Consider the following 14,247-nt stretch of genomic DNA (forward strand, 5'->3'; position numbering starts at 1 on the left):
GTAGAATGCGTTTTTCGTTTCTTGGTGCCTGACCGTGACACTCGTCGGCGTTGACTGGGCCATTGTTGCCATAATTGCGATTTCCGCCTTGATCAGCCTGGCCCGTGGCTTCGTCAAGGAAGCGCTCTCCCTGCTGACCTGGGTTGTTGCCGGGTTGGTGGCCTGGTTGTTCGGCGGAGCTCTGGCCGACCTGCTGGTGGACTATATCGCTACCCCATCCATCCGGGTGATCACTGCCTGCGCCATCCTGTTTGTCCTGACCCTTATTCTGGGCGGGCTGATCAATTACCTGATCGGCCAGCTGGTACTGGTAACCGGCCTCACCGGCACGGACCGCTTTCTCGGCATGGTGTTCGGTGCCGCCCGCGGTGCGCTGCTGGTGGTGGTGGCGGTAGGGCTGCTGAGCCTGGCGCCTGTCGAGGGTGATGCCTGGTGGCGCGAGTCAACACTCATTCCTCATTTTCTGCTGGTGGCAGATTGGTCAAAGAATTTCATTCTGGGGCTCTTCGGTCGCTGATGTCGGAGCGTTGAATCGCTTCCGGTGTGTCCAATTTTTCAACGAAAGAAGGTATTCAGCCATGTGTGGCATTGTTGGCATAGTGGGCAAGTCGAACGTCAACCAGGCGCTCTACGATGCTCTGACCGTCCTGCAGCATCGCGGCCAGGACGCCGCCGGCATAGTGACCTGCGACCGGGACAGGCTGTTCCTGCGCAAGGAAAACGGTCTGGTTCGCGATGTGTTCCACCAGCGGCACATGCAGCGCCTGGTCGGCACCATGGGGCTGGGCCATGTACGTTATCCCACCGCCGGCTCCTCGACCTCGGCCGAGGCCCAGCCGTTCTACGTGAACTCCCCCTACGGCATCACCCTGGCGCACAACGGCAACCTGACCAATGTCGAGCAGCTGTCCAAGGAGCTGTACGAGGCGGACCTGCGGCACGTCAATACCAACTCTGATTCCGAAGTGCTGCTCAACGTGTTTGCCCATGAGCTGGCCCGTGAGCGCAAGCTGCGCCCCACCGAAGAGGACATCTTCAAGGCCGTGCGAGGGGTGCATGAGCGCTGCCGGGGCGGTTACGCCGCGCTGGCCATGGTCACCGGCTACGGCCTGGTCGGCTTCCGCGACCCCAACGGCATCCGCCCCATCGTCTATGGCAAGCGCGAGACCGACGAGGGCACCGAATACATGGTTGCCTCCGAGAGTGTGGCACTGGATGCCCTGGGCTTCGAGGTGATCCGCGACCTGGCACCGGGTGAGGCGGTTTACATCACCGAGGATGGCCGCATCTTCACCCGCCAGTGCGCCGACAACCCGAAGTATGCCCCCTGCATCTTCGAGCACGTCTACCTGGCCCGCCCGGACTCCATCATTGATGGCATCCTGGTATACAAGGCCCGCCTGCGCATGGGCGAGAAGCTGGCGGAAAAGATCCTGCGCGAACGGCCGGACCATGGCATCGACGTGGTCATCCCGATCCCGGATACCAGCCGCACCTCGGCGGTGGAGCTGGCCAACCGGCTGGGTGTCAAGTTCCGTGAGGGCTTCGTCAAGAACCGTTATATCGGCCGTACCTTCATCATGCCGGGGCAGGCGGCGCGCAAGAAGTCCGTGCGCCAGAAGCTCAACGCCATCGAGCTGGAGTTCCGCGGCAAGAACGTACTGCTGGTGGACGACTCCATCGTACGGGGCACCACCTGCCGTCAGATCATCCAGATGGCCCGCGAAGCAGGGGCGAAGAACGTCTACTTCTGCTCTGCGGCACCGGAAGTGCGTTATCCCAACGTGTACGGCATCGACATGCCCTCGGCCCACGAACTGATCGCTCACAACCGCACTGTGGACGAGGTGGCGGAGCTGATCGGCGCCGACTGGCTGATCTATCAGGACCTGGGAGATCTGGTCGATGCGGTCCGCGAAGGCAACCCGGCCATCACCCAGTTTGACTGCTCGGTATTTGACGGCAACTACGTGACCGGTGACGTCAACGAGTTCTACCTGGGACAGATCGAGCGCTCGCGCAACGATGCGGCCCGCTCCATGGTCAATGTCGACAACGAGGTCATGGGCCTGCACAACGACGGTGGAGAGCCGAAATGAATTCCCAATGGCAGCCGGGCCGGCTGAACAGCGATCTGGATGGAGCCGGATTCGATACCCTGGCGGTGCGTGCCGGGCAGACCCGAGGGCCGGAAGGGGAGCACGGTGAAGCCCTGTTCCTCACCTCCAGTTATGTGTTCCGCAGTGCGGCCGAAGCTGCCGCCTGCTTTGCCGGTGAGCAGCCGGGCAACGTCTATTCCCGTTACATGAACCCCACGGTGCGTACCTTCGAGGAGCGCATCGCGGCCATGGAGGGTGCCGAGCAGGCGGTCGCCACGGCCTCGGGCATGGCCGCCATTCTGGCCACGGTGATGAGCCTGTGCAGTGCAGGTGATCACATACTGGTGTCGCGCAGCGTGTTCGGCGCCACGGTCAGCCTGTTCGACAAGTACTTCAAGCGTTTCGGTGTCGAGGTCGACTACGTCGGTCTGTCGGATATCGACCGCTGGCGAGCCGCCTGCAAGCCCAATACCCGACTGTTCTTCGTCGAGTCCCCGTCGAACCCGCTGGCGGAGCTGGTGGACATCCGAGCCCTGGCCCGGGTGGCGCAGGAGCAGGGTGCACTGCTGGCGGTGGACAATTGCTTCTGTACCCCGGCGCTGCAGAAGCCCCTGGCGCTGGGCGCGGACATCGTCATCCATTCGGCGACCAAGTACATCGATGGTCAGGGCCGCTGCCTGGGTGGTGTGGTCGCTGGTCGGCACGAGCACATGCAGGAGGTCGTCGGTTTCCTGCGTACCGCAGGGCCTTCGCTGAGCCCGTTCAACGCCTGGGTGTTCCTCAAGGGCCTGGAGACCCTGCGCCTGCGCATGGCTGCCCATTGCGCCTCGGCGCTGGAACTGGCCCGCTGGCTGGCGCAGCAGCCGGAGGTGGAGAAGGTCTATTACGCCGGTCTGCCGAGTCATCCCCAGCATGCGCTGGCCTGCAGTCAGCAGTCGGCCTTCGGTGCTGTGGTGAGCTTCGAGGTGCGGGGTGGACGCGAGGCGGCCTGGCGCTTCATTGATGCGACCCGGGTGGTTTCCATTACCGCCAACCTCGGTGATGCCAAGACCACCATCACCCATCCGGCCAGCACCACCCACGGTCGGCTTCCCGCCGAGACCCGTGAAGCCGCAGGCATCCGCGACGGCCTGATACGGCTGGCAGTGGGGCTGGAGGATGTGGAAGACCTGCGTGCGGACCTGCAGCGAGGTCTGGAGGCCGTTCGCGGCTGATCCGCGTCAGTGGGCTGTCGCCGCGCCGCTCAGGGTCACGCGGTTGCGGCCGGCCTGCTTGGAGCGGTAAAGCGCCTTGTCGGCTGCCTCGATCAACAGCGGGTAGCCGGTCATGCTGCCATGGATGCAGGCCACACCCAGGCTGATGGAACAGCGCAGCAGGTACTTGTCATAGGCAATCTCCAGCCGTTCGACGGCCTGACGCAGGCGCTCGGCAAAGAGCGCTGCTCCCTCCAGTGAGGTATCGGTCAGCAGTATGGCGAATTCCTCACCCCCGTAGCGACCGGCGTAGTCGGTTTCCCGCACCATGCCCCGCGTCAGCGCCGCCACCTGGCGGATGACCTCGTCCCCGGCCTGATGGCCGTAGGTGTCATTCAACTGCTTGAAGTGGTCGATGTCGAAGATCACCAGGCTGGCCGGGTTGTTGTGGCGGGTATGCCTGGAAAACTCCCTCTCCAGACAGCTTTCCCAGTGCCGGCGATTGAGCAGGCCGGTCAGACCGTCATGCAGAGCCAGCTGCTGCAGCTGCGCGTTGGCAGCCTCCAGTTGCAGCTTGTTCACCGCTACATTGGTCACGTCATAGATGATCAGACACACATGCCCGGTGCTCGTGTTGACCGTGCGCAGGGGCAGTATGGTGACGTTCTGGTACATGTGGTCCGCCAGGCCGGTGATCGGCTGATAGTTGCTGAACCTCAGCAGGTAGGGGCGTTGCTCCCAGATGGTGAACACCCGGGTGCCGAGCATGCGCGCGGTTTCCACCTTGCTGGTGAACCAGGCCTGATCTATCTCCGGAAACAGCTCCAGCATCGAGCGCTGGCTGACCTGGCTGGCCGGCCTGCCCGAATGGTTTTCCATGAAACTGTTCCATACCTGGATGCGGTACTCCCGGTCCAGCACCACGACACCGACATCGATGCTCTGGACTATGTCCAGCAACCAGTGCAATTCACTGACATCAAGTAAGGTGGACATGCCGGTCTCCGCTTGCATTCTCAGTTGATCAACAGAGCGGTCTTGCGTTGCAGTACCTGTACCGATGCCTCGGTGAACAGCAACAGCAGGTCGAACTTGATGTCATGGTCCTCCAGCGCGTAGCTGATTTCCACCGCCAGGGTGCGCTTCCAGCGATTGCGGTTGACCCGGATCAGCTCCTCGATGGTGCAGTGCTGCCCCAGTACCATGGGGTGGCCCGATGACAGCTGCAGATCCAGCTGTTCACAGATGCCATTGAGGCAGGCACCGATGACAATGGCGGCCAGGTCCAGCTGCAGCTCCAGCGGCGAGCTGTTGCCGGACTGGTGCTTCAGCAACCGGGCAACATCACTGATCTGGGAGTCGTGGAATATCAGCAGGGCCTCGCCGGCAATGCCGCTACCGATATAGCCCTGGCAGATGGCCGAGACCTGGCGGTTGCCCTGGGCGTCAGCCAGGGCCATGTGCAGCTCGGCTACCTCGAGAATGTTGACGTTGGGGACGGGCAGCTTGATGAAGACGCCAAGAACGCGGGCCAGCAGCTCGGCTGCCCGGCCCATGGCGATATTGGCCACCTCACGGAAAGCATCCCTGAAGCCCACGCTGGGCAGATCCAGCTCCGCTGCCGGTAGGCTCGGGTCGATTGTCGGGGCGTGCACCCCCAGGGCCAGCAGCGCCTGTTCCAACTGGCCTGCATCGGCAGGCTTTCTGATGAAGCTGCGCGCACCCAGCTCAAGGGCGCGGCGGATGGCTTCCTCCTGCACGTCGCCGGAGATGACGATCACCTGAGCCTGCAGCCGTTCCTCGCGCATCCGGCGCAGGACCTCGAAGCCGTCCAGTTCGGGCATGGTCAGATCGAGCAGAACTATCTCGCCGAGGCCTGCGCGAATCGCCTCCAGACCGGCCTGGCCGTTGTCGGCCTGGGTGATGCGGAACGGCCAGCCCCTGGGCATGGCCCGCATGAGCTGCTTGCGGGCCATGCCGGAGTCGTCGCAGATCAGCAGGGGGATCGCATCGGGCACGGCGCTTCCTTGGGTTCGGGTGTGTAGAGGCATTTTGGCATCAAATGCGGCGGCACGCTATAGAGACCACAGACCAGACGCGTCGCGAGTGGGACGTTCTTCACAGATCCACGCTCTCGGGCTTCAGCCTGGCGCCGGTTGCAGGTAGCTTGCCTGTGCCGCAGGGAAGCTCAGCGTCATCGATGTGCATCGGTTCAGGTTTTCTCCCTCTGTTGCGGGTCCATTTCCACTAAGGAGAAAGTTCATGAAATCACTGATAAGCGCCATCATGCTGAGTCTGAGCGTCCTGCTCGCCCATCCCGTTCTGGCGGAAGTGAGCGAAGCGCCTCTGGTTACGGTCAACATCAACCAAGCCAGTGCTGCGGAAATCGCCGAGACCCTGAGCGGGATCGGTCTGGCCAAGGCCGAGGCCATCGTCAGTTACCGCGAGGAAAACGGCAATTTTGCCGACGTCGAGGAGCTGGCCATGGTCAAGGGCATAGGGCCGGCGACCGTCGAGCGTAACCGCGACCGCATCGCTCTGCAGTAACTCACCGAGGTCTTCCTCCGCGGCTGTCGCGGAGGAAGGTCTGCAGGTCAGGTCTTCAGCCGGCCCACGGCGGCATTGAGCTGGTGGGCGAGGGTGGCCAGCTGCTCGCTGGTGGCGGCACTCTGCACTGTCTGCATCACCGTCTGTTCGGTGACATCGCGGATCTGGATCACGCTCTGGGTAATCGATTCTGCGGCGATGCTCTGCTGCTCCACGGCGGAGGCAATTTCGCTGTTGCCACCGCTGATCTGGCTGACCGAGGAAGTGATCTCGGCCAGTGACTGACCGGCCTCTTCCACCTGCTGTACCGATTCGTGGGTGAGGCGGGCGCTGTCTTCCATATCGCCAACCGCTGCATGGGTGCCGGTCTGCAGGGCCTCGATCATACGCTGGATCTCGTCGGTGGAGCTCTGCACCCGCTGGGCCAGGGCGCGCACTTCGTCAGCCACCACGGCAAAGCCGCGGCCCGATTCGCCGGCACGGGCCGCTTCGATGGCGGCGTTCAGCGCCAGCAGATTGGTCTGTTCGGCGATATCGCGGATCACCCGCACCACGCCACTGATCTCCTGGCTGTGGCCTTCCAGCTTCTGCATGTGCTGGGTGCAGCGCTCTATGCTGGTGGCCAGGCCGGTGATGGTCTGGCTCACCCGCAGCACCTGGTCCCGGCCATGGCGGGCGAGGGCATCGGCCTGGGTGGACTGGTCACGGGTCACGGCGGTGTTGCCGGCAATGTCCTGGACGGTTGCGCTCATTTCATTGACGGCGGCGGCAACCATGTCAGTCTCGCCCTGCTGGGTAACCATACCGTCCTTGACGCCGGCCATCAGCCGGGCCATTTCGTTGGTGCCCTGTTCCAGCTGGCTTGCGGCAAGGCGCACGGTGCCGACGACTTCCTGCTGAGCACTCTGCATGGCGTTGAAGGCCCGGGCCATGGCCCCGACCTCATCACGGCTGGCGGCATCGGCGCGCAGGGTGAGGTCCCCGGTGCTCTGCACAGTGAGCATGACATCACGCAGGGCACGGATATTGGATGTGATGAAGGAGATCAGGATCTGCGACACGGTCAGCACCGCGAGCATCAGCACCAGTACCACCACCGCGTACAAGGGAGCCCGCTCGATGAGCAGCGCCAGGTAGTTCTGCTTTTCTACGCCCAGCAACCGGCCCTGGCCGTCCTTGTCCACGGCCCAGGCGCCCAGCAGAGGGGCTGAAATCGTTACCCGCAGATCCTCGGCGGGGATCCACACCGGGCTGCCGGAAAGGCGGTTGCCCGCGAAGGACGCATCCAGCCAGCGCAGCCCGTCCGGAGCGCTGGCGGCACCACCGGGGATGACCAGTTCAGCAGCCAGGCGCTTGCGTTCGGTATGGATTCGATCCTGTTCGACCCCCAGGGCAACCAGTACCAGAATCAGGGTGCTGATGAAGGTTACGCTGTTGACAGCCCAGAACTTGTACTTGAGCTGTAGGTTCTGAAAAAAATCCATTTCGACTCCCGGATGGCATTTTCTGCAGTGCAGATTATATGTTGTCAGTCTCTTTATCGGTTGATGGCGATCAATCTTGAACCCTGTTGTCATCATTGATACAGGCAGAGATGGGAGTCGGTTACAACTTCTCGCCAAGTCGTCGCCCGCCGGGGCAGGCGGCTCGGGTATACTTCGCGCCGGGGCCGCATGGCCCGTTACGGAACTGGATAGCTTATGACGTCAACCGAGGCTCCCCCTCACATGATCACCTGCAATGCCGACCTCGCCGCCTGCTGCGAGCGCTGGCTGACGCTGCCCTTCGTGGCGATGGACACCGAGTTCGTTCGCACCGAAACCTACTTTCCCATCGCCGGGTTGATCCAGGTCGGCGACGGCTGCACTTCCTCGCTGATCGATCCGCTGGCAATCAGTGACTGGTCACCCCTGATAGCGCTGCTGCAAGCGCCGGGCGTGGTGAAGGTGTTCCACGCCTGCAGCGAGGATCTGGAGGTGTTCCAGCACCTGTGTGGTGCCCTGCCGGCGCCCCTGTTCGACACCCAGATCGCCGCAGCCTATCTGGGCATGGATTTCTCCATGTCCTACTCGCGCCTGGTCAGCGGCCTGCTGAACGTGGATCTGCCCAAGGAAGAGACGCGCTCCGACTGGTTGCAGCGTCCCCTGAGCCCCCGGCAGCTGCAGTATGCGGTGGACGATACCCAGCATCTGGCAGAGATCTACAAGGTGCTGGCTCCCCGGCTGGATCAAGCCGGGCTGACCAGTTGGCTGCTCGAGGACACCGCCGAGCTGGTGGCCAATGCCCGGCAGCTGCCTGACCCGGATCAGGCCTGGCGCAAGATCAAGCAGGCCTGGCGTCTGAAGCCGTCTGAACTGGCGGTGCTCAGGGTGCTCTGCGCCTGGCGTGAACGGACCGCCCGTCAGCGTGATGTGGCGCGCAACCGCCTGCTGCGCGAGTCTGTGCTCTGTCCGCTGGCCCAGCGTCAGCCTTCAACCCTGTCGCAGCTGTCGCGGATGGAGGACATGCATCCGCGGACCGTACGTCAGGACGGCGAGACCATATTGCGACTGATCGCCGAAGGCCAGCAGGTGCCGGAGCAGCAATGGCCCGAACCCCTGCCTGAACCCTTGCCGGCGGACGCCAACCGCCTGCTCAAGGCGCTGCGCAAGGTGGGGCAGCGCCACGCCGAGCGTCTGGGCATGGCCGCAGAGTTGATGCTGCGCAAGAAGACCCTGGAGGCCATGGTCCGCACCGGTTACCCCTGTGGACCCTATCGTCTGCCGGATGAGCTCACCGGCTGGCGTCGCGAGCTGATGGGCGCAGAGCTGCTGGCCCTGGCCAATCCATCCGTCAACGAGGGAATCAAGGCATGAAAGTGCTGTGCTCTATCTATCGCAGTCCGCGCAAGGACGGCATGTACCTGTATGTCCCCAGGGACAAGGGGCTCGCCGGCGTGCCTGAGGACCTGCTGCGTCTGTTCGGCAAGCCCGAGCACTCCATGGACCTGATCCTCAGCCCCGAGCGCAAGCTGGCCAGGGAGGATATTCATCAGGTGCTGGAGAATCTGCAGGGGCAGGGGTACCACCTGCAGATGCCGCCCAGGCAGGAAGACTGGGTGATGCATCTGCCGGATGAGTTGCTGACCCGCAACGATCCGGTCTGAGCGGGAAGGGCCTGGCTACCAGGCCTTCTCTATGTTCTTCTGCGAGATCTGCTCGTTCAGCGTCCAGTAGTCGTAGAGCACGCCGAGCAGGAACAGGCCGCCGGTGAAGAAGTAGATGATGGCGGTGACCCACTTGCCCATGTACAGGCGGTGGGCGCCGAACACGCCGAGGAAGGTCAGCAGTATCCAGGTCAGGTTGAAGTTGATCCGCCCGGCGCGGAAGCGCGAATCCGCCTGCCGGTCCATGGACGGGATCAGAAACAGGTCAATGATCCAGCCAATGAAGAACAGGCCCAGGGTGAAGAAGTACAGGGTCCCCGTCCAGGGTTTGCCGTAATAGAAACGGTGGGCCCCCATGAAGCCGAAAATCCATAACAGATAGCCGATGGCCTTGCTGTGGGTGTCTGTATACGCCATTGAATCTCCCCGTTGCTGGTTGTGCGATACTGGGCCCCTAGACCATACATGACTTCGGGGGTGCCTGCATGGCTGCGTTGAAGAAGCCGCACTGGATCACGGACTGGAAACAGCACGCCCCGGCGCTGGGCAACGCGCGGTTGCGGGTGGGGGTGACCGGGCTGAGCCGGGCGGGCAAGACCACCTTCATCACCAGCCTGATCAACCAGCTGGAGAACCACCAGCGGGGACTGCTGGCGCGCAGGCCCCCCTTTGACCGGCTGGAGGCGGTACGCTGGCAGCGTGACGGGGTAGAGCAGGCCTTCGCCTATCTGGACGCTCTGCAGGCGCTGTCGGACAACCCCGCGCGCTGGCCGTCCTCCACCACCGATCTGTCACGGGTGGTGATCGACCTGCGCTTTCGTCAGACGGGGCTGTTGCGGCGGGTGCAACCCAGCCGGTCTCTGCGTATCGAGATTCTCGATTACCCGGGGGAGTGGCTCCTGGACCTGCCGTTGCTGGAGCTGGATTACGGCCAGTGGTGCGAGCAGATGCGAGACTGGCTCGAACTCGAGCCCCGCCGCGGCCTGGCCGGCCCGCTGCGTGACCGGTTGCTGGCGATCGATCCGCAGGCACCGCTGGATGCGTCCCTGCTGCAGCAGCTGCGCCGGGATTGGACGGATTTTCTCCAGCGCAGCCGCAGCGAGGCGGGACTGTCGCGCAATCAGCCCGGTCGCTTTCTGCTGCCGGGATCCGGCATCGCAGCGGAGATGCTGCTGTTCGTTCCGCTGCTGGCAGGCAACCGGCATACCGCCACCGGGGCGGGCAGCTGGTGGGCCGAGTGTGAAGCGCGGTTCCGCTATTACCGGGACTTCGTGGTCAAGGGCTTCTATGACGAACACTTCAGCCGCCTGGACCGGCAGATACTGCTGGTCGACATGCTCAGCCCCATGGACGCCGGGCAGGCGGCGCTGTCCGATCTCAAGGGGGCGCTGGAGGCAGTGCTGCAGAGCTTCCGTTACGGGCGCAACAGCCTCTGGCGACGGTTCTGGCAGCCGCGCATCAGCCGCCTGGCGGTGTGTGCGACCAAGGTGGATCAGGTCTCTGCGGAGCAGCAGCGCGCGGTGCAGCAGTGTCTGGAGGATCTGCTGACCGACAGCCTCTCCGATGTACGCCACGGCGGCGTGGAAGTGCGCGGCTTTCCGCTGGCGGCGGTCCGCGCCACGCGCCAGGAGGGCGATGCGCTGGTGGCCGGTCTGCAGGGCCAGACCGGCTGGGTGCGTTATCAGCCCGGCAGCATTCCGACCCACCTGCCGCTGGATCTGCAGGTCGATGGCCCCGAGCTGCTGGAGCTGCGCCCGCCGCCGGGTCTGCATCGCAACGAGCCCTTTCCCCATTACCGCATGGATGAGCTGCTGGGCTGGATGCTCGAAGGAGCCGCACTGTGAGCAACAAGACGCGCATACTCGAAACCCTGAATGAGTCCGTTGCACCCGGACCGCAGGCCACCCGCATCCTCGGCGAGGCGGGTATGCAGCCCCCGCCCGAGGTTCGCGAGCCGATCGGCGCCACGCCTCCCGGGCTGGACAACGCACCGCCGCGCAGCCGCTGGCCCGGTCGGCTGCTGCGCCTGGTGCTGGTCACGGTACTGGGGGTGGCCCTGTGGGAGTGGGGGCAGTGGAGCTGGGCGGCCTGGCAGTGGCATCCCGTGGCCGGAGCAATGCTCGGCGGGCTGGGTGCTGTGCTCGCCGGCACCGGTCTCAAGGCCTGGGCAGATGTCCGGCGCCAGCGTGCCCGACTTACCGAAGTGGAACAGCTGCGGCTGGAAATGCAGGCGGCGCTGGCCGATCCGCGCGAGCGCCTGGCGCTGGACTGGCTGGATCGGCTCCAGGCGCTGTATGAGGACACGCCCCTGGCGGCGCAGATGAATGCGGCCTGCGCCGATCTGGACCAGTCCTACAGTGCCGACGAGATCAGTCGCCGACTGGGCCGGCAGTTCTATCAGCCGCTGGATGTCCAGGCGCGACAGATGCTGCAGCGTGACGCCGTGGCCACCGGGCTGCTGGTGGCGACCAGCCCCTGGGTGGCAGTGGATATCCTGTTGGTGCTCTGGCGCAACCTGCGCATGATGCGCCGGATCGCCCTTTGCTACGGCCTGCCGGTCAGTCAGGTGAGCAGCTGGCGGCTGGCCCGCCATGTGCTGCGCAACATTGCCCTGGCCGGGGGGACCGAGGTCGCCATAGGTGCGCTGACCGACAGTCTGCTGTCCGGGGTGCTGGAAAAGCTCGCCGCCCGGGTTGGCCAGGGTGTGGGGGTGGGCCTGTACAGCGCGCGCCTGGGGCACTTCACGCTGGATCTGTGCCGTGCGGTGCCCCTGCAGGATCAGCAGGGGCTGGTCGAGGACAACCGGGGAATTGTGCGGAGCATCCGCGAACGGCTGGGGCGGGTGACCGATGACAAGGCGTAGTGCCGAGTACCGGGCGCGCTTGCAGCGCTGGCTGGAGCAGGGCAAGGGGCAGCTGAAACAGGGGCTGGAGCGCCTGCAGGAGCAGCTGTCGCCGGTACCCTGGCCGGAACGCAGCCAGCGCCTCGGTGCGATCCCCGACGGCCATGCCAGCCGCTGGCAGCCGCGACCCAGCTCCAGTTCTGCGGAGCTGGCCTTGCTGCTGGCCGATCTGCCGCTGGTTGAACGTCAGCTGTTGGCCAGCCTGCTGGACGCGCCCAGTGCCGGTGTACGAGCTTTGGTGGAGGCGGTCGAGCGGCTGCAGCTGGACTGGCGCCAGCGCCTGGATCCACTGCACAGCCATCGGGAATATGCCGCGCAGCTGGAGACTCTGGTCTCCTTGCTGGGGTTGCCGGTGGCGGCCCGTTCGGCCTATCTGGAGAACGAGCTGCGCCTGTTCCGCGAGCTGGACAGTCTGCTGCTGGAATCCCTGCCGCTGCGCCTGCGGGGTGAGCTGGCCAACCGCTTCGTGGCGGGCGAGGGCGGCCTGATGCGCTGGTGGCACAGCCAACTGCTGGCCAGGGCCGGCGTGCCGGGGTATGGGGTCGAGGGGCTGGGGGAGGAGGACTGGCCGGATATGCCGCCCGCCTGGTTCGCCCTTGGCTGGATCGCCGGCCTGCGTCAGACCGGCGATCGCGACCGCTGATCAGGGGCGCCGGGCGACCAGGGTGGCCCGCAGGGGAGCCGGGTAGCCTTCACGGGTGCGCAGCGGGTCCTGCGGGTCAAGGAAGTCCGGGAGGGACTGGAAGCGCATCCACTCGGTGCTGCGCTGCTCCTGGGTCGAGGTGCGGTTCAGGTTGATGCAGCGCACCTGATCATAACCACAGCGGCGCAGGAAACGCTCCAGCAGCGGGACCGAGGGCAGAAACCAGACATTGCGCATCTGCGCATACCTGTCCTCGGGCAACAGGCACTGCTGATCATCCCCCTCGATCACCAGGGTTTCCAGCACCAGCTCACCACCGGGTCTGAGACAGGCCTTGAGCTGCAGCAGGTGGTCCATGGGCGAGCGGCGGTGGTAGAGCACGCCCATGGAGAACAGGGTGTCGAAGCCGGCGGTGGGTTCGGGCAGCTCCTCGAGGGTGAAAGGCAGCTGCCACACCGGCGCTTCAGGCACATAGCGCCGCACCGCCTGGAACTGCGTGAGGAACAGCAGATTGGGATCCACGCCGATGACCAGCGCTGCCCCAGCCTGCCACATGCGCCACATGTGATAGCCGTTGCCGCAGCCGACGTCCAGCACCCGTTTGCCGGTCAGGTCCAGATGCGCGGCTATGCGCTCCCACTTCCAGTCCGAGCGCCACTCGGTATCTATGTGCACGCCGAACAGCTCGAAGGGGCCCTTGCGCCATGGGTGCAGACCCTTCAGTCCCTCGAGCAGACGACCCTGCTGCTGCTCGTCGAGTTCGTCGGCGCTGCCGATCCTCACGCAGGGATCCAACTCCACCCTGGCCGGACGGTGCTCGGGAAGCAGGGCAAGGCTGGCCTGCCAGCGGGGCAGATCGCCGTGGCGACGGGCATCCTCCAGTCGCTGATCCAGCGCCTGTGGCAGATCGTCCAGCCAGTGATCCAGCAGGGTATTTTCGAGGGTGCGGAAAAGCGGGGAATAATCGATCACGCGTGCGCCACTATCGAGCCGAAGTTGAAACACTGGAACCAGCTGTAGGCCTGACTGAACCCTGCCTGCTCCAGGCGCGACAGGTGAATCTGCGGGGTGTCCAGCAGCATGACATTCTCGATGGCGCTGCGCTTCTGGGCGATCTCCAGGTCGCTGTAGCCATTGGCCCGCTTGAAGGCGTAATGCACCTGCTCCAGACGCTCCTGCTCCTGATCATCGGCGAAACGGAATTTCTCCGAGAGGATCAGAATGCCGCCGGGCAGCAGGGCCTGCCGGATGCGCTGCAACAATGCCAGACGCTGGGGAGGAGCAATGAACTGCAGGGTGAAGTTGAGCACCACCACCGAGCAGGGCTCGAAATCCAGATCGAGAATGTCCGCCTGCATGACCGTGGCCGGCACCAGTTCCTCGATCATGGAATCCTGTGCGCTCAAGTACTCGGCGCAGCGCTGCACCATGGCGGCGGCGTTATCCACCGCGAGGATGCGACAGCCTTCCTGACGAAGATGGCGGCGCATGGACTGGGTGGCGGCGCCCAGGGAGCAGCCCAGATCATAGATCAGGGTACCCGGCTGGGCATAGTGTGCGGCAATCACACCGATGTTCTCGACTATGGTCGGATAACCGGGAACCGAGCGCTTGATCATGTCGGGAAACACCCGCGCCACGTTCTCGTCGAAGACGAAATCGCTTACCTGCGCCAGGGGGGTGGCAAAGAGGCGGTCTACATCACTCATGGTGTGTCC

Annotated in this window: 15 protein-coding genes; 9 read left to right on the forward strand and 6 right to left on the reverse strand. The window is 64.4% G+C overall.

What is annotated here, in order from left to right; genetic code table 11:
- The first annotated feature begins 34 nt into the window (after positions 1–34).
- The 3 genes from BM046_RS07815 to BM046_RS07825 all read left to right on the forward strand — a co-directional run bounded on the left by BM046_RS07815 (position 35) and on the right by BM046_RS07825 (position 3,313).
- Positions 35–517, forward strand: coding sequence for a CvpA family protein (locus BM046_RS07815; RefSeq protein ID WP_090538541.1), 483 nt, complete (start codon positions 35–37; stop codon positions 515–517).
- 61 nt (positions 518–578) lie between these two features.
- Positions 579–2,099 (forward strand): amidophosphoribosyltransferase, encoded by a 1,521-nt coding sequence (gene purF / locus BM046_RS07820; protein ID WP_090538542.1) that lies wholly within the window; start codon positions 579–581, stop codon positions 2,097–2,099.
- The gene (locus BM046_RS07825) at positions 2,096–3,313 is read left to right on the forward strand and encodes an O-succinylhomoserine sulfhydrylase (RefSeq protein ID WP_090538543.1); all 1,218 of its coding nucleotides are present in this window, start codon (positions 2,096–2,098) and stop codon (positions 3,311–3,313) included. The genes purF and BM046_RS07825 overlap by 4 nt, the downstream gene beginning before the upstream one ends.
- A gap of 6 nt (positions 3,314–3,319) precedes the next feature.
- Here BM046_RS07825 and BM046_RS07830 read toward each other — a convergent pair whose 3' ends face one another.
- Together BM046_RS07830 and BM046_RS07835 are read right to left on the reverse strand one after the other, a co-directional pair.
- Complete coding sequence (locus BM046_RS07830; protein WP_090538685.1) at positions 3,320–4,288, reverse strand: GGDEF domain-containing protein; 969 nt, start codon at positions 4,286–4,288, stop codon at positions 3,320–3,322.
- A gap of 20 nt (positions 4,289–4,308) precedes the next feature.
- Complete coding sequence (locus BM046_RS07835; RefSeq protein WP_268875171.1) at positions 4,309–5,310, reverse strand: response regulator; 1,002 nt, start codon at positions 5,308–5,310, stop codon at positions 4,309–4,311.
- A gap of 244 nt (positions 5,311–5,554) precedes the next feature.
- Between BM046_RS07835 and BM046_RS07840 the strand changes: the two genes are divergently transcribed.
- Entirely contained in the window at positions 5,555–5,839 is a 285-nt protein-coding gene (locus BM046_RS07840; RefSeq protein WP_090538545.1) for a ComEA family DNA-binding protein, read from the forward strand.
- 47 nt (positions 5,840–5,886) lie between these two features.
- Here the strand turns inward: BM046_RS07840 and BM046_RS07845 are convergent, their stop codons facing one another.
- Positions 5,887–7,323 (reverse strand): methyl-accepting chemotaxis protein, encoded by a 1,437-nt coding sequence (locus tag BM046_RS07845; protein WP_090538546.1) that lies wholly within the window; start codon positions 7,321–7,323, stop codon positions 5,887–5,889.
- A 243-nt stretch (positions 7,324–7,566) separates the two neighbouring features.
- On the opposite strand from BM046_RS07845, the gene rnd reads away from it, so the two are divergent.
- Positions 7,567–8,694, forward strand: coding sequence for a ribonuclease D (rnd, locus tag BM046_RS07850; protein WP_090538547.1), 1,128 nt, complete (start codon positions 7,567–7,569; stop codon positions 8,692–8,694).
- Entirely contained in the window at positions 8,691–8,984 is a 294-nt protein-coding gene (locus BM046_RS07855) for a YcgL domain-containing protein (RefSeq protein WP_090538548.1), read from the forward strand. Before rnd ends, BM046_RS07855 begins: the two co-directional genes overlap by 4 nt.
- A 15-nt stretch (positions 8,985–8,999) precedes the next feature.
- Here BM046_RS07855 and BM046_RS07860 read toward each other — a convergent pair whose 3' ends face one another.
- Positions 9,000–9,401, reverse strand: a complete 402-nt coding sequence (locus tag BM046_RS07860; protein ID WP_090538549.1) for an NINE protein — start codon at positions 9,399–9,401, stop codon at positions 9,000–9,002.
- A gap of 68 nt (positions 9,402–9,469) precedes the next feature.
- Here BM046_RS07860 and BM046_RS07865 point away from each other — a divergent pair, with 68 nt between their 5' ends.
- Genes BM046_RS07865 through BM046_RS07875 form a run of 3 tightly spaced genes read left to right on the forward strand, consistent with a single transcriptional unit; the run spans position 9,470 to position 12,529 of the window.
- Positions 9,470–10,828 carry a YcjX family protein gene (locus BM046_RS07865; RefSeq protein WP_090538550.1) on the forward strand — a complete coding sequence of 453 codons (1,359 nt, stop codon included), beginning with the start codon at positions 9,470–9,472 and terminating at the stop codon, positions 10,826–10,828.
- Positions 10,825–11,847 carry a TIGR01620 family protein gene (locus BM046_RS07870; RefSeq protein ID WP_090538551.1) on the forward strand — a complete coding sequence of 341 codons (1,023 nt, stop codon included), beginning with the start codon at positions 10,825–10,827 and terminating at the stop codon, positions 11,845–11,847. The genes BM046_RS07865 and BM046_RS07870 overlap by 4 nt, the downstream gene beginning before the upstream one ends.
- Positions 11,834–12,529, forward strand: a complete 696-nt coding sequence (locus tag BM046_RS07875) for a hypothetical protein (RefSeq protein ID WP_143084168.1) — start codon at positions 11,834–11,836, stop codon at positions 12,527–12,529. Before BM046_RS07870 ends, BM046_RS07875 begins: the two co-directional genes overlap by 14 nt.
- Here the strand turns inward: BM046_RS07875 and cmoB are convergent, their stop codons facing one another.
- Both cmoB and cmoA read right to left on the reverse strand, forming a co-directional pair.
- Positions 12,530–13,501, reverse strand: coding sequence for a tRNA 5-methoxyuridine(34)/uridine 5-oxyacetic acid(34) synthase CmoB (gene cmoB, locus BM046_RS07880; RefSeq protein WP_090538553.1), 972 nt, complete (start codon positions 13,499–13,501; stop codon positions 12,530–12,532).
- The gene (cmoA, locus tag BM046_RS07885) at positions 13,498–14,238 is read right to left on the reverse strand and encodes a carboxy-S-adenosyl-L-methionine synthase CmoA (RefSeq protein ID WP_090538554.1); all 741 of its coding nucleotides are present in this window, start codon (positions 14,236–14,238) and stop codon (positions 13,498–13,500) included. The genes cmoB and cmoA overlap by 4 nt, the downstream gene beginning before the upstream one ends.
- Between the last annotated feature and the right edge of the window lie 9 nt (positions 14,239–14,247).

Source organism: Halopseudomonas formosensis (genome assembly GCF_900115905.1).
Lineage (GTDB): Bacteria > Pseudomonadota > Gammaproteobacteria > Pseudomonadales > Pseudomonadaceae > Halopseudomonas > Halopseudomonas formosensis.